The sequence below is a fragment of the Shewanella sp. GD03713 genome (assembly GCF_029843705.1).
Taxonomy (GTDB): domain Bacteria; phylum Pseudomonadota; class Gammaproteobacteria; order Enterobacterales; family Shewanellaceae; genus Shewanella.
Genome location: NZ_JAOCIW010000001.1, coordinates 1,274,962 through 1,300,612 on the forward strand (window position 1 = coordinate 1,274,962; position 25,651 = coordinate 1,300,612).

The 25,651-nt window shown below is 48.5% G+C and carries 18 protein-coding genes and 1 pseudogene; 18 read left to right on the forward strand and 1 reads right to left on the reverse strand.

Annotated features, from left to right (window positions below):
• Positions 1-62: 62 nt before the first annotated feature.
• The 15 genes and pseudogenes from rlmD to rpoS all read left to right on the forward strand — a co-directional run bounded on the left by rlmD (position 63) and on the right by rpoS (position 18,074).
• Positions 63-1,412 carry a 23S rRNA (uracil(1939)-C(5))-methyltransferase RlmD gene (rlmD, locus tag N5E87_RS05645; RefSeq protein ID WP_279775153.1) on the forward strand — a complete coding sequence of 450 codons (1,350 nt, stop codon included), beginning with the start codon at positions 63-65 and terminating at the stop codon, positions 1,410-1,412.
• Positions 1,413-1,601: 189 nt separating this feature from the next.
• A complete protein-coding gene (gene relA, locus N5E87_RS05650) occupies positions 1,602-3,809 on the forward strand; it encodes a GTP diphosphokinase (RefSeq protein WP_126512669.1) in 2,208 nt (735 codons plus the stop codon).
• A gap of 509 nt (positions 3,810-4,318) precedes the next feature.
• Entirely contained in the window at positions 4,319-7,024 is a 2,706-nt protein-coding gene (locus N5E87_RS05655) for a hypothetical protein (RefSeq protein ID WP_279775155.1), read from the forward strand.
• 140 nt (positions 7,025-7,164) lie between these two features.
• A pseudogene (locus N5E87_RS05660) lies at positions 7,165-7,460 on the forward strand (IS481 family transposase); the annotation flags it as partial.
• Between the two features lie 187 nt (positions 7,461-7,647).
• A complete protein-coding gene (gene mazG, locus N5E87_RS05665; protein WP_279775156.1) occupies positions 7,648-8,526 on the forward strand; it encodes a nucleoside triphosphate pyrophosphohydrolase in 879 nt (292 codons plus the stop codon).
• Between the two features lie 116 nt (positions 8,527-8,642).
• A complete protein-coding gene (locus tag N5E87_RS05670) occupies positions 8,643-10,283 on the forward strand; it encodes a CTP synthase (RefSeq protein ID WP_023267550.1) in 1,641 nt (546 codons plus the stop codon).
• 213 nt (positions 10,284-10,496) lie between these two features.
• The gene (eno, locus tag N5E87_RS05675; protein WP_011621904.1) at positions 10,497-11,792 is read left to right on the forward strand and encodes a phosphopyruvate hydratase; all 1,296 of its coding nucleotides are present in this window, start codon (positions 10,497-10,499) and stop codon (positions 11,790-11,792) included.
• A gap of 100 nt (positions 11,793-11,892) precedes the next feature.
• Positions 11,893-12,192 (forward strand): cell division protein FtsB, encoded by a 300-nt coding sequence (gene ftsB, locus N5E87_RS05680; RefSeq protein WP_279775157.1) that lies wholly within the window; start codon positions 11,893-11,895, stop codon positions 12,190-12,192.
• Positions 12,193-12,202: 10 nt separating this feature from the next.
• Positions 12,203-12,952: a 2-C-methyl-D-erythritol 4-phosphate cytidylyltransferase gene (gene ispD, locus N5E87_RS05685; RefSeq protein WP_086903149.1), complete on the forward strand. Its 750-nt coding sequence runs from the start codon at positions 12,203-12,205 to the stop codon at positions 12,950-12,952.
• Positions 12,953-13,003: 51 nt separating this feature from the next.
• On the forward strand, positions 13,004-13,483 hold the full coding sequence (gene ispF / locus N5E87_RS05690) for a 2-C-methyl-D-erythritol 2,4-cyclodiphosphate synthase (RefSeq protein WP_086903150.1): 480 nt from the start codon (positions 13,004-13,006) through the stop codon (positions 13,481-13,483).
• Positions 13,484-13,512: 29 nt separating this feature from the next.
• Positions 13,513-14,640: a tRNA pseudouridine(13) synthase TruD gene (locus tag N5E87_RS05695; protein WP_279775158.1), complete on the forward strand. Its 1,128-nt coding sequence runs from the start codon at positions 13,513-13,515 to the stop codon at positions 14,638-14,640.
• The gene (gene surE / locus N5E87_RS05700) at positions 14,637-15,386 is read left to right on the forward strand and encodes a 5'/3'-nucleotidase SurE (RefSeq protein WP_086903152.1); all 750 of its coding nucleotides are present in this window, start codon (positions 14,637-14,639) and stop codon (positions 15,384-15,386) included. Before N5E87_RS05695 ends, surE begins: the two co-directional genes overlap by 4 nt.
• On the forward strand, positions 15,383-16,018 hold the full coding sequence (locus N5E87_RS05705) for a protein-L-isoaspartate(D-aspartate) O-methyltransferase (RefSeq protein WP_011621910.1): 636 nt from the start codon (positions 15,383-15,385) through the stop codon (positions 16,016-16,018). Before surE ends, N5E87_RS05705 begins: the two co-directional genes overlap by 4 nt.
• Positions 16,019-16,116: 98 nt before the next feature.
• Positions 16,117-17,013, forward strand: coding sequence for a peptidoglycan DD-metalloendopeptidase family protein (locus tag N5E87_RS05710; protein WP_086903153.1), 897 nt, complete (start codon positions 16,117-16,119; stop codon positions 17,011-17,013).
• An 80-nt stretch (positions 17,014-17,093) separates the two neighbouring features.
• Positions 17,094-18,074 (forward strand): RNA polymerase sigma factor RpoS, encoded by a 981-nt coding sequence (gene rpoS / locus N5E87_RS05715; protein WP_086903154.1) that lies wholly within the window; start codon positions 17,094-17,096, stop codon positions 18,072-18,074.
• A 140-nt stretch (positions 18,075-18,214) separates the two neighbouring features.
• Here rpoS and mutS read toward each other — a convergent pair whose 3' ends face one another.
• Positions 18,215-20,800 carry a DNA mismatch repair protein MutS gene (gene mutS / locus N5E87_RS05720; protein WP_279775159.1) on the reverse strand — a complete coding sequence of 862 codons (2,586 nt, stop codon included), beginning with the start codon at positions 20,798-20,800 and terminating at the stop codon, positions 18,215-18,217.
• A 382-nt stretch (positions 20,801-21,182) separates the two neighbouring features.
• On the opposite strand from mutS, the gene recA reads away from it, so the two are divergent.
• The 3 genes from recA (at position 21,183) to alaS (ending at position 25,642) form a co-directional block, all read left to right on the forward strand.
• Entirely contained in the window at positions 21,183-22,256 is a 1,074-nt protein-coding gene (recA, locus tag N5E87_RS05725) for a recombinase RecA (protein WP_109287350.1), read from the forward strand.
• Between the two features lie 74 nt (positions 22,257-22,330).
• Complete coding sequence (locus tag N5E87_RS05730; RefSeq protein ID WP_279775840.1) at positions 22,331-22,741, forward strand: regulatory protein RecX; 411 nt, start codon at positions 22,331-22,333, stop codon at positions 22,739-22,741.
• A gap of 276 nt (positions 22,742-23,017) precedes the next feature.
• Positions 23,018-25,642 carry an alanine--tRNA ligase gene (alaS, locus tag N5E87_RS05735; protein WP_279775160.1) on the forward strand — a complete coding sequence of 875 codons (2,625 nt, stop codon included), beginning with the start codon at positions 23,018-23,020 and terminating at the stop codon, positions 25,640-25,642.
• The last annotated feature ends 9 nt before the right edge of the window (positions 25,643-25,651 follow it).

A 25,651-nucleotide genomic window follows, 5' to 3' on the forward strand; every position in this document is an offset into this window, starting at 1 on the left:
TTTTATAAGACTGCCAGAAAAAGGGCGGTCTTTACCAGTTTTTTATTGATTTAGAGGCCGAAATGGCACAATTTTTTAAAGCAAAACCAAATAGTTCCAAGCAATTGTCCGCGAAGCAGTCCTTTAGCGTGCACCAGCTGGATCATCTAGGGGCTGGTATAGCACAACATCAGGGAAAAGTCGTATTTATCCCCGGGGCCTTGCCAAATGAAACCGTGCAGGCGCAGCTGACCGAACAAAAGAAAAACTATGCCCGAGCCAAGCTAATTAAAGTCGAGACACCGAGCGCTGAGCGAGTCACGCCACTATGCCCACATTACCACAGCTGTGGCGGCTGCGATTTACAGCATATGTCATTAGCCGGCCAGCGCGAGCATAAGTCAGCGGCCTTGGTTGATATTATGGCCAAATTTGCTGGCACCGAAGGCAACTCTGTGCCCGCATTGACGGGTGAGGGGTGGCACTATCGTCGCCGCGCCCGCCTTGCGACTTTATTTGATAAAAATACCAAGCAATTAAGCTTAGGGTTTCGTGCCTCGAGCAGCAACCAAGTCGTGCCTATTGATAGCTGTTTAGTCTTGGCGAAGCCCTTAGCGGATTTAATCGACCCGTTTGCTAAGTTGCTTAATCAACTGGCGGCCAAATCGAGTCTTGGTCATTTAGAATTGATTGACGCCGACAACGGCCATTTTGCGGTAATTCGGATCACTAAATCCTTAAATGATAAGGACATGGCTAAGCTTGCGCAGTTTGCCGAGCTGCATCAAATCCATATTTGTTTACAAGACAACGACGGCGAGTTCCATGGGGTGAATGGCACGCTGTTATTGCCCGTTTACCAGTTGTTCGATGATAAAGCCGATGCAACGCCTGTGAGCCTCACCTTTACCCCGGGTAACTTTGTGCAAGTGAATGCGCAAATTAACAAGGCCATGGTGGCGCAGGCGTTAGACTGGTTAGCACCGCAGGCGGGTGAGCGTATTCTCGATCTCTTCTGCGGTATGGGGAACTTCAGTTTGCCATTAGCTAAACTGGGCGCCGAAGTGATTGGGGTTGAAGGGGTGCCAGAAATGGTTAGCCAAGCCCGTGAAAACGCGGCGGCAAATGGCTTAAGCAATTTAACCTTTTACCATGGCGATTTAAGTGCCGATTTATCCTGCGAGCCTTGGATGGGCAAGATTGATAAGTTGCTACTCGATCCTGCCCGCGCGGGTGCGTTCGAGAGTTTGCAATGGCTTAAGAAGATGAAACCTCGCCAAGTGGTGTATGTGTCGTGTAATCCGGCGAGCTTAGCCCGCGACAGTGCGGTGTTACTTGAACGTGGCTACAAGTTACAAAAGTTAGGCTTAATCGATATGTTCCCGCAGACACATCATATCGAAGCCATGGCGTTGTTTGAGCTTGCAAAATAAGGCTTATCGGTTGGGCAAGGTTTCTTCACTTGCCCGCGTTATTCGAGTGTAAAGTAAGCAAAGCGTTTGAATAACGTAAAAAATGTGAAGTTTCGTCTCGTTGGGTTTGACAAGTCCGTGCCAATGCTGAAGATAGGAGTGCCGAGGTGGTGCCACTTTTCTCTGAGCACGAATAAGGAAATAAATTAGATGGTCTCTGTTCGCGAAGCGCACTTTAATGATCCCGATTTTCATCTTGAAGATTGGGTGGCTCGCTATGTCAGTCATGTCGAGGAGGCGCAAACCTTACTCACCCTGATTGCACAGGTCGAAGCCTTACCCGCTAAGAGTCCTGCCGCGAAAAGAGAACTACTCGAACGTGCCCGCGAGATGATTGAAATCCTCGCGCCGCTGAATATGGATATCGAGACGCTGCAAGCGGCTATCCTGTTTGTGGTGTTTGATGCAGGTTTATTAAACGAAGAAGCGATCAAAGAAAAATTTGGCGAGCCGCTGGCGCGGTTAGTCGCCAGCGTTGTGACCATGGATGCCATTGGTGCGTTAAAAATCAACCCTAATAGCCGCTCAACCGAGCCGCAAATCGACAATATCCGCCGCATGTTACTGGCGATGGTCGAAGACGTACGCGCCGTGGTGATCAAACTGGCTGAGCGTGTTTGTTTGCTGCGCGCCGTGAAAAATGCCGACGAAGAAACCCGCGTCTTGCTGGCCCGCGAAATTGCCGATATCTATGCGCCGCTCGCTAACCGTTTGGGGATTGGTCAGTTAAAGTGGGAATTAGAAGATATTTCCTTCCGTTATCTGCATCCAGATACCTACAAGGACATTGCGAAACAGCTAGACGGTAAGCGATTAGACCGCGAAGTCTATATCGAAAAATTTGTCGAGCAGTTGCAGCAGCGCCTCGATGAGGATCATATCCGCGCTAAGGTGTATGGTCGTCCAAAACATATCTACAGCATCTGGCGCAAGATGAAGGGCAAACACCTCAAGTTTGATGAGTTGTTTGACGTGCGCGCCGTGCGGATTGTCACCGAACGTTTGCAGGACTGCTATGGCGCCTTAGGGGTCGTGCACACTCTTTGGCACCATATTCCGCGTGAGTTCGACGACTACGTGGCCAACCCTAAACCTAACGGTTATCAATCGATTCATACCGTAGTGGTGGGGCCTGAAGGTAAAACCGTTGAAATTCAAATTCGTACCCAAGATATGCATGAAGATGCAGAGCTGGGGGTTGCCGCGCACTGGAAATATAAAGAAGGTAATCACTCCGGCAAACAGAGCGGCTACGAAGAAAAAATCAATTGGCTGCGTAAAATTCTGCAATGGCAGGAAGACGTGGTCGAAAGCGGCAACTTGGTCGAAGAAGTCCGCAGCCAAGTATTTGAAGATAGAGTCTATGTCTTTACCCCAAGCGGTGAAGTTGTTGACTTGCCACTTGGCTCAACCGTGCTCGACTTTGCCTACTATATTCACTCGCAGGTCGGCCATAAGTGTATCGGTGCCAAGGTCGATGGTCGCATTGTGCCGTTTACCTATCAGGTTGAAACGGGCGAGCGTATCGAGATCATCACCTCGAAGCACCCTAATCCTAAGCGCGATTGGCTCAATCCAAACTTAGGTTATATCCGCACATCGCGGGCGCGCTCGAAAATTCAACATTGGTTTAAGCAGCAGGACCGCGATAAAAACATTATCGCCGGTAAAGAAATGCTCGAAGCCGAGTTGGCGCGAGTCAGCCTTAAAATCAAAGATGCCGCCATCGCTGTTGAGCGCTTTAATATGGCGAGTATGGACGATTTACTCGCCGCTATCGGCGGCGGTGATGTGCGTTTACATCAGGTCGTTAACCATATTCAAAGTAAGTTGCGCCTCGATGAGGTGAGCGAAGAAGATGCGGTAGAAGAATTAGTTAAGAAGAGCCAACCCAAATCTGGCACCAATAGCCGTGGTCAGGTGGAAGTGAATGGCGTGGGTAACTTACTCAGCCATATCGCCCGTTGCTGCCAGCCCGTACCTGGGGATGAAATTTTAGGTTTTATCACCAAAGGGCGCGGTATTTCGGTGCATCGCTCCGACTGTGAACAGGTTAAAGAGTTGATGCGCGTTCACCCAGAACGTGGCGTCGATGTGGTTTGGGGCGAGAACTATTCAGGTGGTTATCGTATGCGCCTGCGCGTATTAGCCCATGATCGCAGTGGTTTATTGCGGGATCTGACTTCAGTACTCGCCGCCGAAAAATCCAATGTGCTCGCCATGAGCTCCTCATCGGATATTAAGAATCAAACTGCGGCCATAGAGCTGGAATTAGAGCTTTATAATCTCGATGGCTTATCGCGGGTGTTATCTAAGCTCTCCCAAGTCGATAGCGTGATAGAAGCGCGCAGATTGTAATTCTCGATTCTGTGATTATGCGTTGTAAAAGGCGGTAGGGCATAAAGTGCTACCGCTTTTTTGTATTTAGCCCTAAACCACCTTCTTCAGAAGGTGGATTCTTTACTTAATAAATAATCCATCCATGTATTCGCTCATAGTTTCGCTACGTGAGTTTATCTCCATCATGCAAAAAAGCACTTCTGACGTAGCGATTAATCAGATGATAAATTTGCGTTTATTAGCATCTATAAGTCTTCTTCTGTTCGAGGTGTTCAACTGCTCAAAAATAGAAAAAGTGAAGAAAATCTAAAGACGAGTATGAAGAGGAATGAAGCACAAAAGATATGGCAGCTTCCACTAATTACTGAACTGTAATCGTAATTATTATCGTGTGCTTTTTAAATATGAACTATGCTTTTTTTGATTGGTTAAAAGGCGAACTAATTGCTTGTTATTCGTCAATACCTATCGATTGTTGTCTATCCCATACCTCTCGTATATACCCTATAGCTCGTTAAGGAGTGACGATGAAATTTAAAAATTTCAAACAGGTGTCTGTGAGTTTTTTGGCCTGCGCCATACTGGCAGCCTGCGGCTCTGATGACACCGATGAAATGCCAACGGTAACCGTTGCGAGTTCTGTAGCGCTGAAAGAAAACCGAAGCGTCGATATTATTTCGGTCGGCCAGGACGATGGTAGCTCGCTCAGCTATCAATGGACTCAAGAATCCGGCCCCACGTTAAAGCTGGCCAACATCACCAGCGCCATCGTTGGTGTGACCGCGCCGAGCGTTGATGCAGATGGGACCGCAGTGCTTCGGGTCACAGTTACTGACAGCGCCAATCAAACTGCCAGTGCCACGGTTTCGGTGCTGGTGGCCAACAATAGGTTGCCCACGGTTACTGCCCTCTTTGAAGGTGTAGTTGAGAAGTCGGCTGTGACCTTAACTGCCTCAGCGACAGATCAGGATGGCAGTATCAGCTCATATCTTTGGACCCAAACCACTGGCGTCCCGGTAATCCTGACTGGTGAAACCACTGCTTCCTTAAGTTTTACGGCGCCAAGCGTTTCGGCTGATACCGACCTAGGCTTCAGTTTGATGGTTACTGACGATGATGATGAATCCGCCTCTGTAGTCGGAACCGTCACCGTAACACCAATTATGATGACTTATACTGTTAGAGGGAATGTCGCTGACGCCGCTTTTGCTAGCTCCGAGGTCAGCGGCACCTTGGCTGGCACCAGTTTCAGTACCACAACTGACAGCAATGGTGCTTTTAGCCTGCCACTTAAAGCCGACGATGATGAAACCAATCTATTTACTAATCTCATCGTTAAATCGGCCAGCACTGCCGGTTTGGAGTATTACAAGTTTGTCCCCCAGCTGAACGCGGATCCTGTGCTGGCGGCTGTGGCAGGCAAAGTGAGCTCCAGTACGCAGGTTTCGCCACCAGCTACCAAGGCAGATGCTCTAGCAGCCGATGAGGGCGCCAATACTGTGTCTATCAATGCGGTTTCGACCGCCTTGTATTCGCTGATAGTCTCGGCTAACAATGGTGAGGTTCCTGCTGATTTAGACCAATTCACCCTGATTGAAAAATCAGTCAGTCCGGATGAGTTGATAGAGGCAGCTGCTGTGGTCAAACTGATTACTCAGGGGGGCGCGTTTGCCTTGCCGGAAGGGGTCAGTAATGTGCTGGAGCTCTTGACCAATACCGAAGCATACAACAGCTATGTCACCGCAGCCGAAACCGCCACGCCTGGTATTATTAGTGCGACCGTCGACGATATCATCGCAGATCCTGAGTTGACCCCCCCGATTGCGCCTGAAAGTCTTGCCAGTACCTACTATGAAGTGTATCCAGCGGCGGTAGGCTTTTTGTCCCGAGGGGGGGGCCGATTTGAATTTCACCAGGATGGTGGCGGGATTGAAACTACTGGTCGTGTAGAGAAGTTCAGCTGGGCACTCACCAATGGCACCTTAACTCTGACTTATATCGATCCTATGGGCTCCTACAGTTATCCCGCTGTCGAAGAAGGCGTTGCCGGATTAACCATGGCGCAGGTTGAGCAATTGCATAGTGCAGGCGTCAACCAGGTGGAAGTGCTGCGCAAGCCGCAAAGCACCACCATGAAACGGGTCATAGAAGGCGAGAAAACTGACACTTTCCGTATTGTCGCAACGGTGAAAGAAACCATGACGCCGGTGACGCTGACAGGCGGTGTGGTGTCGACCAGTGGCAAGCTGGATGAGTCCACCACCGACCAACTGATGCGCAATGGCGATAAACTGAGTGAACTTAAACTCACTGCTGATGAGGTAGTTAGCGACTGGATTGTCGAACATTATTATTACTTTGGTGAGCCAGGACTCGGTTACTCGGATATGTTTGCTGACTTGTTTGAGGTCAGTGCAGATGGCACAGGTATCGCCCGAGTGTTGGAGCGGCCTTTCACTTGGACCATTGATGAGCAGGGTGTTTTTGTTGCCCGATTTGAAGATGGCAGTAGCGTGCATATCAGCAAGCTTGACCAGTCCGGCAGCGATATTCAGGTATTCAGTGAGTCTTACGATGCTGAGGGCAATCTGATTGCCGCCGACACCGACTATGCGCTTGAAGTCGAAAATGGCGTCATCGGCGAGTTTGATTTGACCAACGGCGAAGGCAAATATTGGACCAGCTTCATCAATCAGTGGCGTAAGTCAGCTTGGGAGGATGGCAACTTGCTGTGGGATGACGGTTTTGCCTACTTTGGCTGGCAGTTCAATGCAGGCAATACGGGTTATCAGCTTGGCAGCTTCCAGGCATCGCCTCCCGATTTTGCCCCCGTGTTTGACCGGCCGATCAAGTGGATAGTTGATACTGAGTCCGACGATGTGGCCTTCCAGTCAATTTATCGCTGGCAATGTGGCGATGTAGACACTGAGCCCTGTGCCCGCCGTGACTGGTATATGCTCAAACAAGTCGAGACTGGCGTATTGGGGCCGCGGATTTATGTGTTTGAATTTGAAGAGCGCCGCAATGACAGCCAGTCACCCTGGTATGTGGCCCGAGGTCTTGGCCCTAGACTCAATATCTATGAAGAAATAGCCTTTGATTACTGGAACCAAACAGCAGCACCAGCGGCATTCAGTCGTGGTATGCAGGCCAGCAGACCTTATGGTGCAGGTGTCACTGGTGTTGCACGTTTGGTGTTGGAACCCAGTCAAACCACGGCACTTGGATTTTAGTTTTTGGTGCCTTAGCGACTTGTGTAAAGCTGCAATATAGCTATTTTGGTTGTGCTCGGTTACTGAGCGTTTGGTGACTGAAGGTGAATAGTTGTAAAGAGAAGGTCAGCAATCCAGCTGGCCTTCTTTTTTGGGTATTACAGTCCAGAAGAACACTGAACCTTAAGAATCGTGTTGATGATGTAACTGAAAATGCTGTCTTAACACATGCTATCGCGTTTCCTGCTCATGGGCAGTCTCGCTCTAGTAACGAGTTTCAAAAACAAAGGATATTTGTCTCCGCCAGTGGCTTGCACTCTATTTGGTTACGACATAGCTTAGAGAACTTCAAAAGCGATTAAAAGTCCTCGAAGTCAAAGTCGAGCCAGAAGGGATAATCCTTTCGGATGAAAAAGTTGCCGACCTTGAGTGTAAGCTGCAAGAGGATGAAGCCTGTAGTGGGCATATCATCTCCGCTAAAGCCTAATCTCCGACTCAAAATAGCACTTTAAGCTTGGCTACTTTATCATTAGCGCTTTATTGCCCTATTACTGTCTTAGTTGCGACGCGACTCTGCTTGAGTGTATTCCTTTGTACTCATCCTGCGTATTTGTCTGTGTCGACTCTCTTGCAAGGATATCAGCATGACTTCCCATACCACGCCTTCTATTACTGAGCTTTCAGCAACAGCACTTTCTGCAACCGATGTTGCGCCATTATTGAAGATTATGGAGAAGCTGCGCGATCCGCAAACGGGTTGTCCTTGGGATAAGGCGCAGACCTTTCAAACCATAGTGCCTTTTACCCTCGAAGAGGCCTATGAAGTGGCCGACACGATTGAACGTTTAGCCCTAGACGAATTACCCGATGAGCTGGGGGATTTATTATTCCAAGTGGTGTTTTATTGCCAGCTTGGCAAAGAGCAGGGCAGGTTTGATTTCAGCACCGTCGTCAATAAAATCACCGACAAACTGACCCGCCGTCATCCCCATGTGTTTGGTAATGAAGTGTTTGAGGCCGATGCCAGCAGTCAGCAAATGAAAGCCAATTGGGAAGCAATCAAAGCCAGTGAGCGTGAACAAAAGGCATTAGCGGCTGGGGTGGCTTCACCAAGCGAGGTGTCTGTGCTTGATGATATTCCGCGTGCGCAGCCAGCGTTATCGCGCTCTATCAAAATTCAGCAACGGGTCGCGCGCGTTGGGTTCGATTGGCCTGAGCTTGAGCCCGTTGTCGCAAAAATCCATGAAGAAATTGATGAAGTGCTGGCGGAGGTGAATCAGCCTGCGCTCGACCAAGCCAAAGTACAGGCCGAAATGGGCGACTTATTATTTGCAGTGGTGAATTTGGCGCGTCATTTAAAGGTGGACCCAGAACAAGCGCTGCGCCAAGCCAATGTTAAATTTGAACGCCGTTTTAAAGGTGTTGAGGCATTTGCGAGACAAAATAATAAAGCATTAGAAGAACATAGCTTAGAAGAGTTAGATGCCTACTGGGATATGGTTAAACAGGGCGAGCCAAGATAAAGGGCAAATTATCCGGATTGGTGTTTGTCGAATGGCAACACCTTTGGTATACTACTGCCCCGTCCTAGTGCTTTCTTACAAGCACGTATTTTCAAACTCATTTTCTCAGGTTCAGCATGACTACAAGGTATATCTTCGTTACTGGTGGTGTGGTTTCATCACTAGGTAAAGGCATTGCAGCCGCTTCATTAGCCGCAATTTTAGAGGCCCGTGGTCTCAATGTAACCATCATGAAACTGGACCCATACATTAACGTTGATCCAGGTACCATGAGCCCAACGCAACATGGTGAAGTGTTTGTGACTGAGGACGGCGCAGAAACAGACCTTGACCTAGGCCACTATGAGCGTTTCATCCGCACTAAGATGAACCGTCGCAACAACTTCACTACGGGTCGTATTTACGAGGAAGTGCTGCGTAAAGAGCGTCGCGGTGATTACTTAGGTGCGACCATTCAGGTGATCCCACACATCACTAACGCGATCAAAGAAAAAGTGATTGCAGGTGGTGAAGGTCATGATGTGGCTATCGTTGAAATCGGCGGTACTGTGGGTGATATCGAATCACTGCCATTCCTTGAGTCTATCCGTCAATTAGGCGTTGAACTGGGTCGCGATCGTACCCTGTTTATGCATTTAACCTTAGTGCCATTCCTTGGCGCTGCGGGTGAAGTGAAAACCAAACCGACTCAACATTCAGTGAAAGAATTGCGTTCTATCGGTATTGCACCCGATGTGCTGATCTGCCGTGGCGACCGCGCGATTCCTGCCAACGAGCGTGCGAAGATTTCGTTATTCTGTAACGTTGAAGAACGTGCGGTTATTTCATTAAAAGACGTCGACAGTATCTACAAGATCCCAGCGCTGCTGCGCTCACAGGGTTTAGATGACTTAGTGGTTAAGCGTTTTGGTTTAGAATGCCGCGAAGCCGACTTGTCTGAGTGGGAAAACGTCATTTACCAAGAAGCCAATCCAAACGGCGAAGTCGTGATTGGTATGGTAGGTAAATACATCGAACTGCCAGACGCCTATAAGTCAGTCAATGAAGCATTAAAGCATGCGGGTCTGAAGAACCGTGTATCCGTGAGCATCAAGTATATCGACTCACAAACCGTTGAAGCGAAAGGCGATGAAGTTCTGCAAGGTTTAGACGGTATCTTAGTTCCAGGCGGCTTCGGTGAGCGCGGTGTGGAAGGTAAGATCCTGGCGGCTAAATATGCCCGTGAAAACGAGCTGCCGTACTTTGGTATCTGTTTAGGTATGCAAGTGGCGCTGATTGAATTTGCCCGTAATGTTGCAGGCATGGCCGATGCACACTCAACCGAATTCAATAAAGCAACGCCATTCCCTGTGGTTGGTTTAATCACTGAATGGGTTGATGAAGAAGGTAATGTTGAACAACGCCATGAAGCCTCTGATTTAGGTGGCACTATGCGTTTAGGTGCGCAGTTATGTCACCTGCTTGAAGGTTCAAAAGCGGCGCAAGCGTACAAAGGTAACACTTGTGTTGAGCGTCACCGTCACCGTTACGAAGTGAACAACAAGTACAGAGAACGTTTAGAACAAGCGGGTCTGGTATTTAGTGGTTTATCTTCTGACCGTAAACTGGTTGAGATGATTGAGCTGAAAGATCATCCTTGGTTTGTTGCGGGTCAATTCCACCCAGAATTCACTTCGACCCCACGCGATGGTCATCCATTGTTCGAAGGTTTCGTTGCTGCCGCAAGTGCACATCAAAAACGTGATCTGAAGAAATAAATTTTAAGGCCGGACCCGCGACAGTGGGCCCGGCCTTTTGTTACACTCAGGCCGCGTAATCATGAGTAAAAACTCATACCCATGTGTATAAACGACATGCGTATAGACGGAAATAGTAAACGGAATTTAAAGATTTTGGTCGTACTCTACATCTGTTAATTCCCATTGGTATTGGTTTTTTCTTTTCTCTTTTAAACTTAAATCGAGGGTAATATGGCTAAGATTATTAACGTGATTGGTCGCGAGATCATGGATTCTCGTGGTAACCCAACAGTTGAAGCCGAAGTGCATTTAGAAGGTGGTTTTATCGGTATGGCGGCTGCGCCATCTGGTGCCTCTACCGGTAGCCGCGAAGCGCTGGAACTGCGTGATGGCGACAAGAGCCGTTACTTAGGTAAAGGTGTATTGACTGCTGTGGCTAACGTAAACGGCCCTATCCGTGCAGCGTTAATCGGTAAAGATGCGACTGCACAAGCTGAACTCGATCAAATCATGATCGACTTAGACGGCACTGAAAACAAAGACAAGTTAGGCGCTAACGCGATTCTAGCTGTGTCTTTAGCGGCGGCTAAAGCGGCTGCAGCATTCAAAGGCATGCCTCTATACGCTCACATCGCTGAATTAAACGGCACACCTGGCCAATACGCTATGCCAGTGCCTATGATGAACATCCTTAACGGTGGTGAGCACGCGGATAACAACGTTGATATCCAAGAGTTCATGGTTCAACCTGTTGGCGCGAAAAACTTCCGCGAAGCTTTACGTATGGGCGCTGAGATTTTCCACACCCTGAAAAAAGTACTGCACGGTAAAGGTTTAAGCACTTCTGTGGGTGACGAAGGTGGTTTCGCACCTAACCTGTCTTCTAACGCTGATGCATTAGCGGTAATCAAAGAAGCTGTTGAATTAGCGGGTTACAAGCTGGGTACTGACGTGACTCTGGCATTAGACTGTGCGGCTTCTGAGTTCTACAAAGACGGTAAATATGACCTGTCTGGCGAAGGCAAAGTATTCGATTCAAACGGTTTCTCTGACTTCCTGAAGTCACTGACTGAACAATATCCAATCGTCTCTATTGAAGACGGTCTGGACGAGTCAGATTGGGATGGTTGGGCATACCAAACTAAGATCATGGGCGATAAGATCCAATTAGTGGGCGACGATTTATTCGTAACTAACACTAAGATCTTAACCCGTGGTATCGAGAACGGCATCGCTAACTCAATCCTGATCAAGTTCAACCAAATCGGTTCATTAACTGAAACCTTAGCGGCTATCCGTATGGCAAAAGCAGCGGGTTACACTGCGGTGATTTCACACCGTAGCGGTGAAACTGAAGACGCTACTATCGCTGATTTAGCGGTAGGTACTGCGGCTGGCCAAATCAAGACCGGTTCACTGTGCCGTTCTGACCGTGTTGCTAAATACAACCAATTGCTGCGTATCGAAGAGCAATTAGGTGAAAAAGCGCCATATCGCGGTTTGAAAGAAATCAAAGGTCAGGCGTAATTTAGTCGTCTGATGTAAAAAGGCCACCACTTGGTGGCCTTTTTTGTTGTACTATCTGCAGTATATTTTTTTAATTCAAGATACTGACGCTAATTCCTCCATGAAATTCTTTGTCATTGCACTCATAGTGCTTCTCGGTTTGCTGCAATATCGGCTGTGGTCGGGCGATAACAGCCTGCCCGAATACTTTGTTCTGCAAAAACAGATCGCGGCTCAGCAAGAAGGTAATGCAAAACTCAATGAGCGTAATCAGGTGCTTAAAGAGGAAATTATCGACCTTAAGAGTGGTACCGAAGCGATTGAAGAGCGGGCGCGTAACGAGCTAGGCATGGTGAAAGAAGGCGAGACCTTCTATCGCGTGGTGGGCGGTGACCGTTCAATATCGAGTCCCTCGCAGTAACGGAGCGCCTATGGATACCGTATTAGAAGTCGCGCCGCAGGTCGAAACCCAAGTTGCAGTTCAAATTGATCCTTTCTCGCACCATGTGGTCGCGATTGTGCCCGCCGCGGGGATTGGCAGTCGCATGGGCGCGGGCAAACCCAAGCAATATTTAACCTTGCTGGGGCAAAGCATTCTGGCCCATACCTTAGACAAGTTATTGTCCCATCCGCAAATTAACCAAGTGATTGTGGCACTGCATCCTGAGGATACCGAGTTTGCTGCGTTACCGCAGGCTAAGCATCCCAAGCTGGTGACTGTCATTGGCGGCTCTGAGCGCGCCGACTCGGTATTGGCGGCACTCGATAAGGCGCCTGATAATGGTTGGGCTTTAGTACACGATGCGGCCAGACCCTGCCTGATGGCGGGGGACATAGATAAATTGCTGGCTTCGCGGGTGCACTTTCCCCAAGGGGCTATTTTGGCCATGCCTGTGCGGGATACCATGAAGCGCGCCAATAGCTTAGGTGAAATTAGCTCGACTGTTTGCCGCGATAATCTCTGGCATGCGTTGACGCCGCAATTATTCCCTACCTCCTTGTTGCGATTACATTTAAAAGCTGCGCTTGCCGCGGGGGCTGTTGTGACCGATGAGGCCTCGGCGATGGAGTGGGCGGGCATTTCCCCTGGTTTGGTCGCTGGGCGGGCGGATAACATTAAAGTCACCCATCCCGATGATTTGGAGTTGGCAGAGCTCTTTTTACTGCGCGCGAATGCTTGAAGGCAAGTTGAGTGAATTGCGCAATTTATTAAATACGTTAGGAATTAAGTAATGAAAATCCGAATCGGCCATGGTTTTGATGTCCATAAATTTGGTGAAGCGCGCCCGTTAATTTTGTGTGGGGTCGAAGTCCCCTACGAAACAGGGCTGGTGGCTCATTCCGATGGCGATGTAGTGCTGCATGCCATCTCCGATGCCATTTTAGGGGCGATGGCCCTTGGGGATATTGGTAAACATTTCCCCGATACCGATGCCGCCTATAAGGGCGCCGATAGTCGCGTCTTGCTGCGCCATTGCTATGCGTTAGCGCGGGCGAAGGGATTTGAGCTAGGTAATCTGGATGTCACTATCATTGCCCAAGCGCCTAAGATGGCGCCGCATATCGAGGATATGCGCCACGTGTTGGCGGCCGATCTTAATGCTGACGTTGCCGATATCAACGTTAAGGCAACCACTACCGAAAAACTCGGGTTTACCGGCCGTAAAGAAGGCATTGCGGTCGAAGCCGTCGTATTACTCAGTCGCCAATAGCCTGAAACTTTAAGAGATAAGAAAGACCCATGAGCGAACTACATTACCTGTACGGCAAACCGACGGGCACCGCAGATTTAAGAACCGTTAACAGCGACTTTATCGTGAAAGAGATTTTGCCTTTTAGCCCGTCGGGCGAGGGCGAGCATCATTTAGTCCACATTCGTAAGGATGGGCTGAATACGGTGCAAGTGGCTGAAATGCTGGCGAAGTTCGCTAAGGTTCATCCCAAAGAGGTGACCTATGCTGGACAAAAAGATAAAAATGCCATCACAGAACAGTGGTTTGGCATTCGTATCCCAGGTAAAGAAACCCCAGCTTGGAGCGAGCTAAACAGCGAGCGCTTAACCGTTTTATCCAGCAGTCGCCACAGCAAAAAACTACGTATTGGCGCGCTCTTGGGCAACCGTTTTATTCTTACCCTGCGCAATGTCACAAACGTAGAAGACATTATCAGCCGCATTGAAAAAGTCAGCCAGATTGGTGTGCCTAATTATTTTGGTGAGCAGCGTTTCGGTCACGATGGTAAAAATCTAGTGATGGGACGGCAAATGCTGGCGGGCAAAAAGGTGAAAGACCGTAATAAGCGCAGCATGTATCTGTCTGCGGTGCGCTCCAATCTGTTCAATACCGTCGTCTCCTATCGTTTGGCGAATCATGGCACTAAACCCTTAGCGGGGGATTGCGTGATGCTGGCGGGCAGTAAGAGCTTTTTCGTCACGCCAGAATGGGACTTAGTGGTTTTAAAGCGCTTGATTGAGAAAGATATTCAGCTTTCAGCCCCACTTTGGGGACGCGGGAAAATGCTGCCGCAGGGCGAAGCCGCCGAGGTTGAAACCCTCGCCATGGCAGAGCTGAGCGAAGATTGCTACGGCCTTGAGCACGCGGGGCTTGAGCAGGAGCGTCGTCCATTGTTACTCGAGCCTCAAGGCCTTAAGTACGAGCAAACTGCGGATGGATTAGTGCTCGAATTTATTTTACCTGCGGGCAGCTTTGCGACATCGCTGTTAAGAGAGCTGGTTGATTATCAAGATGTGAAAGAGCTGCAATGGCAAGCGACAGTCTCGCCTGAGGCGAATACTGCAACAGAGAGTCAGACGGCAGAGCTTGATACACCAGAAACCAGTGCGCCAGAGCCTGATGAGTCCGCTTCATGATCCGCATCTTAGTCAGTAATGATGATGGTGTGAATGCGCCGGGGATCAGAGCCTTAACCGAGGCGCTCGCCGAAATCGCCACTGTGATGACGGTTGCACCCGATCGTAATTGTTCCGGCGCAAGTAACTCTTTAACCTTGACTAACCCATTAAGAATTAATAGGTTAGATAATGGTTATATTTCGGTTCACGGTACACCTACGGATTGCGTTCACTTAGCTATACGTGAGCTTTGTGATGGAGAGCCGGATATGGTGGTATCGGGCATCAATGCTGGCGCGAATATGGGGGATGACACTTTATATTCGGGTACAGTAGCGGCGGCGATGGAGGGGCGGTTTTTAGGTTTCCCCGCCGTTGCAATTTCGCTTAATGGTAAGGCATTAAAACATTACCACTCTGCGGCAGTGTATGCGCGGCGGATCGTGCAGGGGCTGTTAGCGCATCCGATTGCGAGCGATCAGATCCTCAATATCAATGTGCCCGATTTACCGCTCGATGAGATTAAAGGGATTCGGGTGACGCGCCTAGGTGCACGGCATAAGGCCGAAGGCATAGTGCGAACGCAGGATCCTGCGGGGAAAGAGATTTTTTGGCTTGGCCCACCGGGTGTAGAACAAGATGCGAGTGAAGGAACGGATTTCCATGCGATTGCCCATGGTTATGTGTCGATCACTCCCTTAACCGTGGACTTGACCGCGTATAGACAATTATCGGTATTGCAAGATTGGGTAGATAAAATATGACTCGAGTTGCCTTAACATCGGCGGTGAATTTAGCAAAAAAGCTTCAGGAGGCGGGGATCCGCCATCCAGCCGTTCTTAAGGCAATATCCCATACCCCGCGCGAGTTGTTTCTTGATAATGCGCTGGCCCATAAAGCCTACGAAAACACTGCCTTGCCCATAGGCCAAGGACAAACCATTTCTCAGCCTTATATCGTGGCGCGTATGACAGAGTTACTGCTTCAACATCAGCCGCAAAAGGTGCTTGAGGTGGGAACGGGCTCAGGCTACCAAGCGGCGATCCTGGCGCAATTAGTGCCAGAACTGTGCACCATTGAGCGTATTAAAGGTTTACAGATCCAAGCGAGACAAAGATTAAAGCGGCTCGATCTGCATAATGTGTCATTCAAATATGGTGATGGCTGGCAGGGCTGGCCGAATCGCAGCCCCTTCGATGGCATTATGGTCACGGCGGCAGCGGCTAAGGTTCCCGAAGCCTTGTTGTCCCAATTGGCCGAAGGGGGCGTGCTAATCATCCCTGTGGGGGAAGAGACGCAGCAATTGATGCGCTTTACTCGTCGCTCGGACCGTTTTAGTTCTGAAGTAATAGAAACCGTCAAATTTGTTCCCTTGGTCAATGGCGAGCTCGCTTAAGTTATTCGCTGAAGTATTTAGCTTTAGGTCACTTCGTTGAACACTTGGCCTTTTATGATTAGGTAAAACAGTAAGATAGCCCTAAAGAGGAGTTTTTATTGTTGAATGCGGGTTTACTCTTAAACCTCAGTTTAGTGTTGTTGCTTGCGGGCTGTAGCTTTCAGGCGAGTCGCCCCGCACCTGTCGAAAGTCTCTCCCACAGTTATTCCAAACATAACAAAGGCCACATTAAATCTAATTCATATAAAGTTAAGAAAGGTGACACCCTTTATTCGATATCTTGGGCTGCGGGTAAAGACTTCGCCGAAATTGCCAAAATTAATCAATTAGATAAATCGTACACCATCTACCCTGGACAGATTTTATATTTAACGAATGACACTGGGAAAAATGGCAAAGGCTCTACAACTTTAGGTGGAAGTAATTCAGCGTCTAAAGGGCAAAATAAAGCTAATTCTCTTGATAAACAATCAGCTAGTAACAATTCTTCCGCGAAAAACTTGTCAAGTGAACAGCAGAAAAAAACACTTGATCAGAAAGCGAAGCCTGCGTATTCTGCAACAAGCTCTAAACAAAATGTTAACCCTTCGATCGTCGCCCCGACATCAACACTGCCAGACAGTGTCAGTCAGTGGCAATGGCCAGTAAGAGGTAAATTGATTGGGACATACTCTGCCAATGAGCAGGGAAATAAAGGAATTAAGATCGCAGGAAAACGCGGAGATATCATCAAAGCCGCTGCAGATGGGCGGGTGGTATACGCAGGTAGTGCTCTTAGGGGTTATGGTAATTTAGTGATTATTAAACATAGTGACGATTACCTTAGTGCCTATGCTCATGCAGATCAGATCTTAGTCGAAGAAAAGCAACATGTCCTTGCTGGACAGACAGTTGCAAAAATGGGCAGTACAGGTACCAATCAGGTAATGCTTCGCTTCGAGATCCGTTACCACGGTCAGTCTGTTAACCCACTTAACTATTTACCTAAGCAATGATTGTTTAGGGCCTTGTTGGCATGGAGGATAAAAAATTGCAGTAATTCAAGCAGTTTACATTAGGTTTGGGAGATTTGATCATGAGCCGCATAAATAGCACTGCCGCAGAAGAACTAGTAGATTTTTCCGTAGATACCGCAGAGTTTGATCTCGATAAACAGGATATTGCCGCTGATTTAGTTCAAGAACTAGGACTCGAACAACAGGTTCAAGATGACCTACAAAAAAATCTTGATGCCACCCAGCTCTATTTAGGTGAAATAGGGTTTTCCCCACTGCTTAGCGCAGAAGAAGAAGTTTACTTTTCCCGTAAGGCCTTAAAAGGCTGCGAAAAATCCCGTAATCGCATGATTGAGAGCAACCTGCGACTCGTGGTTAAAATTGCCCGTCGGTACAATAATCGTGGCCTAGCGCTGCTGGATTTAATCGAAGAGGGTAATCTTGGCTTGATCCGTGCGGTGGAAAAATTCGACCCAGAAAGAGGCTTCCGTTTCTCAACCTATGCGACTTGGTGGATCAGACAAACGATTGAACGTGCCATCATGAATCAAACCCGCACGATTCGCTTGCCAATCCATGTGGTAAAAGAGCTCAACGTCTATTTACGTACGGCTCGGGAATTAGCGCAAAAACTTGACCACGAACCTACGGCAGAAGAAATTGCCGAGAAACTGCAAGTATCCAGTGTTGACGTCAGCCGTATGCTGAAGCTCAACGAGAAGATCACCTCTGTCGATATCCCCTTAGGTGGCGATAACGACAAGGCGTTACTCGATGTGCTTGCCGATGACGACAACGTAGGCCCTGACTACAAAGTACAAGATGAAGACATTTCAAACTCAGTGGTGAAATGGCTCAACGAACTCAATACCAAGCAAAGAGAAGTGTTAGCGCGCCGCTTTGGCTTATTGGGTTATGAACCCTCAACCCTTGAAGACGTAGGTGCAGAAATTGGCCTCACCCGTGAACGTGTTCGCCAAATTCAAGTAGAAGCCCTTAAACGCCTACGTGATTTGCTGGGCGCTCAAGGCCTCTCTGTAGAGGCCCTATTTAGAAACTAAGGTTTAGAGATTAAGGTTTAGAAACTTTGGCTTGGATAATTAGCCCTAAACCAGTTTAAAAAGTCATAAAAAACGCCCAATATTGAGGGCGTTTTTTTATGCTTTCGCGTTTATGTTATCGCGAGTTTTCACTCTATGTGTTAACTCAAGCGTTTTAGCTCGTAGAGTAAATCCAGCGCCTGTTTTGGGGTCAGGTTATCGGGATTGATGGCTTTTAATTTGCTGACTGCGGGATTCTCCACCGGCTCAGGCAGAGCGAGCAGTGTTTGGATCGGTGCCCTAGTGCCGTGAACATTAGCACCTTCCACTTGATAATCGCGGCTCTCAAGTTGATGTAACTTGTGTTTTGCCGCCTTAATCACCCGAGCTGGCACCCCGGCAAGGGCCGCAACCTGCAAACCATAACTCTTACTGGCTGCACCTTCTTGCACTGCATGCATAAAGGCGATGGTGTCTTCGTGTTCAATCGCATCGAGGTGCACGTTATAAACGCCAGCCATAATTTCCGGTAATTGCGTTAACTCGAAATAATGGGTCGCAAACAGCGTCATTGCACCGACTTGCTGTGCTAAATATTCAGCCGCAGACCAAGCTAATGACAGGCCATCGTAGGTTGAGGTGCCACGGCCAATTTCATCCATCAAGACTAAACTTTGCGCGGTTGCATTATGGAGAATATTTGCCGTTTCAGTCATTTCCACCATAAAGGTTGAGCGACCAGAGGCGAGATCGTCTGAGGCGCCAATCCGAGTAAAAATCCGATCGATAGGGCCAATGATGGCGCGATCAGCTGGCACAAAGCAGCCAATATGTGCCATTAGGGTGATAAGCGCCACTTGGCGCATGTAGGTCGATTTACCGCCCATGTTTGGACCTGTAACAATCAACATCCGGCGTTGATTGTGTAGGGTGACAGGGTTGGCGATAAAAGGCGTTTGACTCACACGTTCAACCACTGGATGGCGACCCGCTTCGATTTTTACGCCGATTTCGCTGCTCAGTTCTGGGCAGGTATACCCTAAAGTTTCGGCACGTTCGGCAAAGTTACTCAGCACATCGAGCTCAGCTGCCGCTCTGGCGAAGGCTTGTAGTTCATGCAACTTGGGGAGGATTAAATCAAACAATTCGTCCCATAGTTGTTTTTCAAGGGCGAGCGCCTTACCTTGGCTCGACAGCACTTTTTCTTCGTATTCCTTAAGTTCGGGCGTGATGTAACGCTCCATATTCTTAAGGGTTTGACGACGCTGGTAATTTAACGGCACTTGCTGCGATTGCAGGCGACTGACTTCGATGTAGTAGCCATGCACTCGGTTGTAGCCAACCTTCAACGTGGCAATGCCGGTACGCTCTTTTTCCCGCGCCTCGAGCTGAACTAGATAATCAGTGGCTCCTTCACTTAAGCCTCGCCATTCATCTAACTCGGCATTGTAGCCTTCACGGATCACGCCGCCATCACGGATAAGCATCGGCGGGTTATCGACAATGGCGTGCTCAAGCAGTTGTTGCTCTTCGGGAAACTCACCTAAAAGTTGGCCTAGTTTCACCGTATGGGGCGCACTTAACTGCGCGAGTGATTGCTGCAACTGAGGCAATAGGTTTAATGCTTGGCGTAGGCGGGCAAAATCCCTTGGACGAGCGGTGCGAAGCGCCAGCCTTGCCATGATACGTTCGATATCGCCTAGGGCTTTAAGCTGCTCATGCAATGACTCATGGGCAGTGGTCTCGAGTAATTCATTTACGGCCGTTTGGCGAGCAAAAATCAGGGCATGGTCTCTTAGCGGCTGATGGATCCAGCGTTGCAACATCCGGCTGCCCATGGCTGTGGCGGTATTGTCGAGCACGGCTGCTAAGGTGTTATCTCGACCACCACTCAAATTTTGTGTCAGTTCGAGGTTACGGCGCGTTGCCGCATCCAAGACAATCGTATCGGTTTGATTGAAACGGGTAATTGCATTGATATGGGGCAGGGCGGTGCGTTGGGTGTCTTTCACATATTGCATTAAGCAGCCAGCCGCTTGTAGCGAAAGCCTTGCATCGGTAATCCCAAAGCCGTGCAAATCCTTAGTGCCAAATTGTGCCAGCAGCAGTTTAATGCTGGTATCGTAATCAAACTCCCACTCGGGGCGGCGACGCTTGCCTTTAAAATGGTGCAATAGCTCCATCGCGCCAAAATCTTCGCTATAGAGAATTTCGACCGGATTGGTACGTTGCAGCTCGGCCTCGAGGGACTCTTTTGTCTCTAATTCGGCAATCACGAAACGGCCGGAAGACACATCGAGGGTCGCGTAGCCAAAACCAACTTTACCTTGGTAAACCGCGGCTAACAGATTGTCTTGCCTCTCCTGCAATAGCGCTTCATCGGTCAAAGTACCTGGGGTGACGATACGCACCACTTTTCGCTCAACTGGGCCCTTTGAGGTAGCAGGATCGCCAATCTGCTCACAGATCGCGACCGATTGACCAATTTGAACCAATTTGGCCAGATAGCCTTCAACTGCATGGTAAGGGATACCCGCCATCGGGATCGGGTCTCCGCCACTTTTGCCGCGAGCTGTAAGGGAAATGCCCAATAATTCAGAGGCGCGTTTTGCGTCATCATAGAAGAGTTCATAGAAGTCACCCATACGATAAAACAGCAGCATGTCGTGATGCTCTGCTTTCATGGTCAAATATTGACGCATCATAGGGGTATGTTTTTCTAAATCATCGGTATCTATAGGATTCATTAAATCGTTTTCGTCCGTTATGCCGGCCCAAAGCGGGGAAATAAGTCGTACAGTAATGGGATAAAAAATCAGTGGATGTGCACTATTACTGTCTAAAATAAATTGACGCCAATCTTAGCAATAATTTTCTGAAAATTGACCCTTAAACCATGGATATTCACTGATATCCTGACAAATCTGCAGCACGAGTCGGTAAAAGCTTGTCTCAACGGGAAAATTTTCTGACTGAAAAATAAATCATTCACAGGTCTTGATACTGTATGATTGTACAGTATACTAGTCAGCAGATTATGACAAAGAGCCTCGCTTTTTGTATTACCCGCTTTATTAAATTGAATATCACTTTTGACAGTACTGATACTGTCTAGATGAGGGAACAGGAATGAAGGTCGATCCAAACAAAGAGAAAGCACTTGCTGCGGTATTGAGCCAAATTGAAAAGCAATTTGGTAAAGGCTCCATCATGAAGCTGGGCGAAGACCGCTCTATGGATGTTGAGACTATTTCTACTGGTTCACTTTCCCTTGACGTCGCCTTAGGTGCTGGCGGTTTACCAATGGGACGTATCGTTGAGATTTATGGTCCAGAATCATCAGGTAAAACGACGCTGACATTAGAAGTGATTGCTGCCGCTCAGCGCGAAGGTAAAACCTGTGCCTTTATCGACGCCGAGCACGCGCTAGACCCTATCTATGCTAAAAAGTTAGGCGTTGATATCGATAACTTACTGTGTTCACAACCCGATACCGGTGAACAAGCCCTTGAGATCTGTGATGCGTTAACCCGTTCTGGTGCGGTAGATGTGATCATCGTTGACTCGGTTGCGGCATTAACACCCAAAGCGGAAATTGAAGGTGAAATTGGTGACTCACACATGGGCTTAGCGGCGCGTATGATGAGCCAAGCGATGCGTAAGTTAGCGGGTAACCTCAAGCAATCGAATACACTGTTAATCTTCATCAACCAAATTCGTATGAAGATTGGTGTGATGTTTGGTAACCCAGAAACCACAACGGGCGGTAACGCGCTGAAGTTCTACGCCTCTGTTCGTCTCGATATTCGCCGTACAGGTGCAATCAAAGAAGGCGATGAAGTGGTAGGTAACGAGACGCGCGTTAAAGTGGTTAAAAACAAAGTTGCTGCGCCGTTTAAGCAAGCTGAGTTCCAAATTCTTTACGGTCAAGGTATCAACCGTACCGGTGAATTAGTCGATTTAGGTGTGGCTCATAAACTGATCGAAAAAGCCGGTGCATGGTACAGCTACAAGGGTGACAAGATTGGTCAGGGCCGTGCAAATGCCGGTAAATATCTGACTGAAAATCCAGAAATTGCTGCTGAAATCGATAAAACACTGCGTGAGTTATTGCTGAGTAACCCAAGTGCTATGTCTTCATCTTCTTCTGATGATGAAAATAGCGAAGGCAATGTTGATTTCGAAACAGGCGAAGTATTCTGAGCCAGTCAGCCCGTCAAATCGCGGTCGCGCTGTTAGCGCGCCGCGACTATTCCCGCCAAGAAATCCGCTCCAAACTGCTCGAGAAAGGCTTTGAAATCGTTGATATCGATCCCGTGCTCGATGATTGTGAAGCATCGGGTTTTATCAATGATAAGCGCTATGCCGAGCTTCTCGTTCGCAGCCATATTGCCCGTGGTCATGGGCCTATCCGTATTCGCCAAGCCATTGCCCAAAAGGGGCTTTCAAAGGATTGTATCGAAGCCGCGTTATCTGCAAATGATCATGATTGGTTTGAGCTAGCAAAAGCTAAAGCCATCAAAAAATATGCTATCCCAAAAGTCACCGAGGTCAAAGGCTCACAATCCCGCGAGCTGCTGGCGAAAGAAAAAGCCAAACGGGTGCGGTTTTTACTGAGCCAAGGCTTTAATTACGAACAAGTCTCCTACGCCTTAGATTACGACCCTTTGGAAGACCATGATGACTAACGTCATGGCATAAACTCGCAGCTCTAGGCTAGTGCTTGTCGTTGTCTTTTGCGTTCGGCAGCGGTGCGGGTTCGCCTCATCGACTCTTCTTTACCGCTTGGCTTTTGTGATAAGCAATGTCTTAGCGGCAAACTCACCGAAAATATGAGATTCCTAAGCCTATATCGCTATTCAAGGCTGGTCGTCTTTCCTCAGTCTGCTTATAATGCTGGGCAAATAGAAATACGGCTACCTTATGGTGTAGCTGGTCATGCTTACCCAATTCAGGACGATTTCATGTATCAAACGACAGCAGCGCTTAGAAGTGCTTTCCTCGAATTTTTCCGCAGCAATGGTCACCAAGTTGTGGACAGTAGTTCTCTTGTACCAGGCAACGATCCCACGCTTTTATTCACCAACGCCGGTATGAACCAGTTCAAGGACGTGTTTCTTGGCATGGACAAACGTAGCTATACACGTGCGACCACTGCCCAACGCTGCGTCCGTGCGGGTGGTAAACACAACGATTTAGATAACGTTGGTTACACCGCGCGTCACCATACTTTCTTCGAAATGCTGGGTAACTTCAGCTTTGGTGATTATTTCAAAGAAGATGCGATTCGTTTTGGTTGGACATTCCTGACTGAAGTCTTGAAGCTACCAAAGGAACGTCTGTGTGTGACTGTTTACCAAACAGACGATGAAGCCTTTGAAATTTGGAATAAAAAGATTGGTGTTGCCGCTGAAAACATCATTCGCATCGGCGATAACAAGGGTGCGCCATACGCTTCAGATAACTTCTGGCAAATGGGTGACACAGGTCCTTGTGGTCCTTGTACCGAAATTTTCTACGATCACGGCGATCATATTTGGGGCGGACGTCCTGGTAGCCCAGAAGAAGATGGCGACCGTTTCATCGAAATCTGGAACATAGTATTCATGCAATACAATCGCCAGGCCTCTGGTGAAATGTTGCCGCTGCCAAAACCTTCCGTCGATACCGGTATGGGGATTGAGCGTATCGCTGCGATTATGCAGGGCGTGCATTCAAACTACGAAATCGATATTTTCCGCGCCTTGATTGCTAAAGCGGCTGAAATCATCGGCGTGACTGACTTATCTAACAAGTCGCTGCGTGTTATTGCCGATCATATTCGTTCATGTGCCTTCTTAGTTGCCGATGGTGTGATGCCATCGAACGAAGGTCGTGGTTATGTACTGCGTCGTATTATTCGCCGCGCCGTGCGTCACGGTAACAAGTTAGGGGCAACTGAAGCCTTCTTCTACAAGTTAGTTCCGACGCTAATCGAAGTGATGGGCGATGCCGCTAAAGGTCTTGCCGATACCCAAGTGATTGTTGAAAAAGCCCTTAAAGCGGAAGAGGAGCAGTTTGCCCGTACGCTTGAGCGTGGTTTAGGTATTCTGGATAGCGCATTAAACGAATTGCAGGGCGATACCTTAGACGGTGAAACTGTCTTCAAACTGTACGATACCTATGGCTTCCCAGTGGATTTAACCGCCGACGTATGCCGTGAGCGCAACATTATCGTCGATGAAGCAGGTTTCGAAGCGGCGATGGCTGAACAACGTAGCCGCGCGCAAGCCGCGGGTAACTTCGGCGCCGATTACAACGCGGCACTGAAAATTGATGCTGAAACTGCATTCTGTGGTTACTCAGAACTCACAGGCAATGCCAAAGTCACAGCACTTTACCTAAACGGTGAGTCAGTTCCTGCAATCAATGCGGGTGATGATGCCGTAGTCGTGCTCGATGTGACGCCTTTCTATGCAGAATCGGGCGGCCAAGTGGGTGACAAGGGCGTATTAGTGGCTCAAGGTATTGAGTTTGCTGTTAGCGATACGCAAAAGTTTGGTCAAGCTTCAGGTCACAAAGGTACGTTAACGGCTGGCAGCTTGAGCGTTGGCCAAATACTTGAAGCAAAAGTGGATAAGAAACTGCGACACCGTACTCAGTTAAACCACTCTGTGACTCACTTATTACACGCCGCACTGCGTCAAGTGTTGGGCACTCACGTAACTCAAAAAGGTTCGTTAGTTGACCCTGAGCGTTTACGTTTCGACTTCTCTCATTTCGAAGCGGTCAAACCTGCTGAATTGAAACAGGTTGAAGAGTTAGTTAACACCCAAATTCGCCGTAACCATGAGCTGAAAGTCGCTGAAATGGCGATTGATGAAGCCAAAGAAAAAGGCGCTATGGCGCTCTTTGGTGAGAAGTACGATGCACAAGTGCGTGTCGTCACTATGGGCGATTTCTCTATCGAGCTGTGTGGTGGTACTCACGTTGGCCGTACCGGTGACATTGGTCTGTTCAAAATTACTTCTGAAGGTGGTATCGCTGCGGGCGTTCGCCGTATCGAAGCGGTAACCGGCGCAGCGGCGATGGCCTATGTGGCACAGCAACAAGCGCAACTTGAAGAAGCAGCAGCACTGCTTAAAGGCGATACTCAATCTGTTGTGGCTAAGCTGAAAGCACAACTGGATAAAATGAAGCAACTTGAAAAAGACATGCAGCAACTGAAAGATAAGTTAGCTGCGGCAGCGAGTGCGGATTTAGCCGGTGATGCGGTTGTGGTTAATGGCGTAAATGTGCTGATTAAGAAACTTGAAGGCGTTGAAGCAGGTGCACTGCGTGGCCTGCAAGATGAGTTAAAGCAAAAGCTGAAATCTGCCGTTATCCTGCTCGGTGTGGCTCAAGAAGGTAAAGTGAACCTTATCGCGGGCGTGAGCAATGACTTAGTCGCTAAAGTGAAGGCCGGTGAACTGGTTGCTATGGTTGCTGCACAGGTGGGTGGTAAAGGCGGTGGTCGCCCTGATATGGCCCAAGCGGGTGGTAGCCAGCCAGAAAATCTGGATGCGGCACTGTCTCAAGTATTACCTTGGATTACTGAGCGTTTAGCTTAAGAGGTTGCT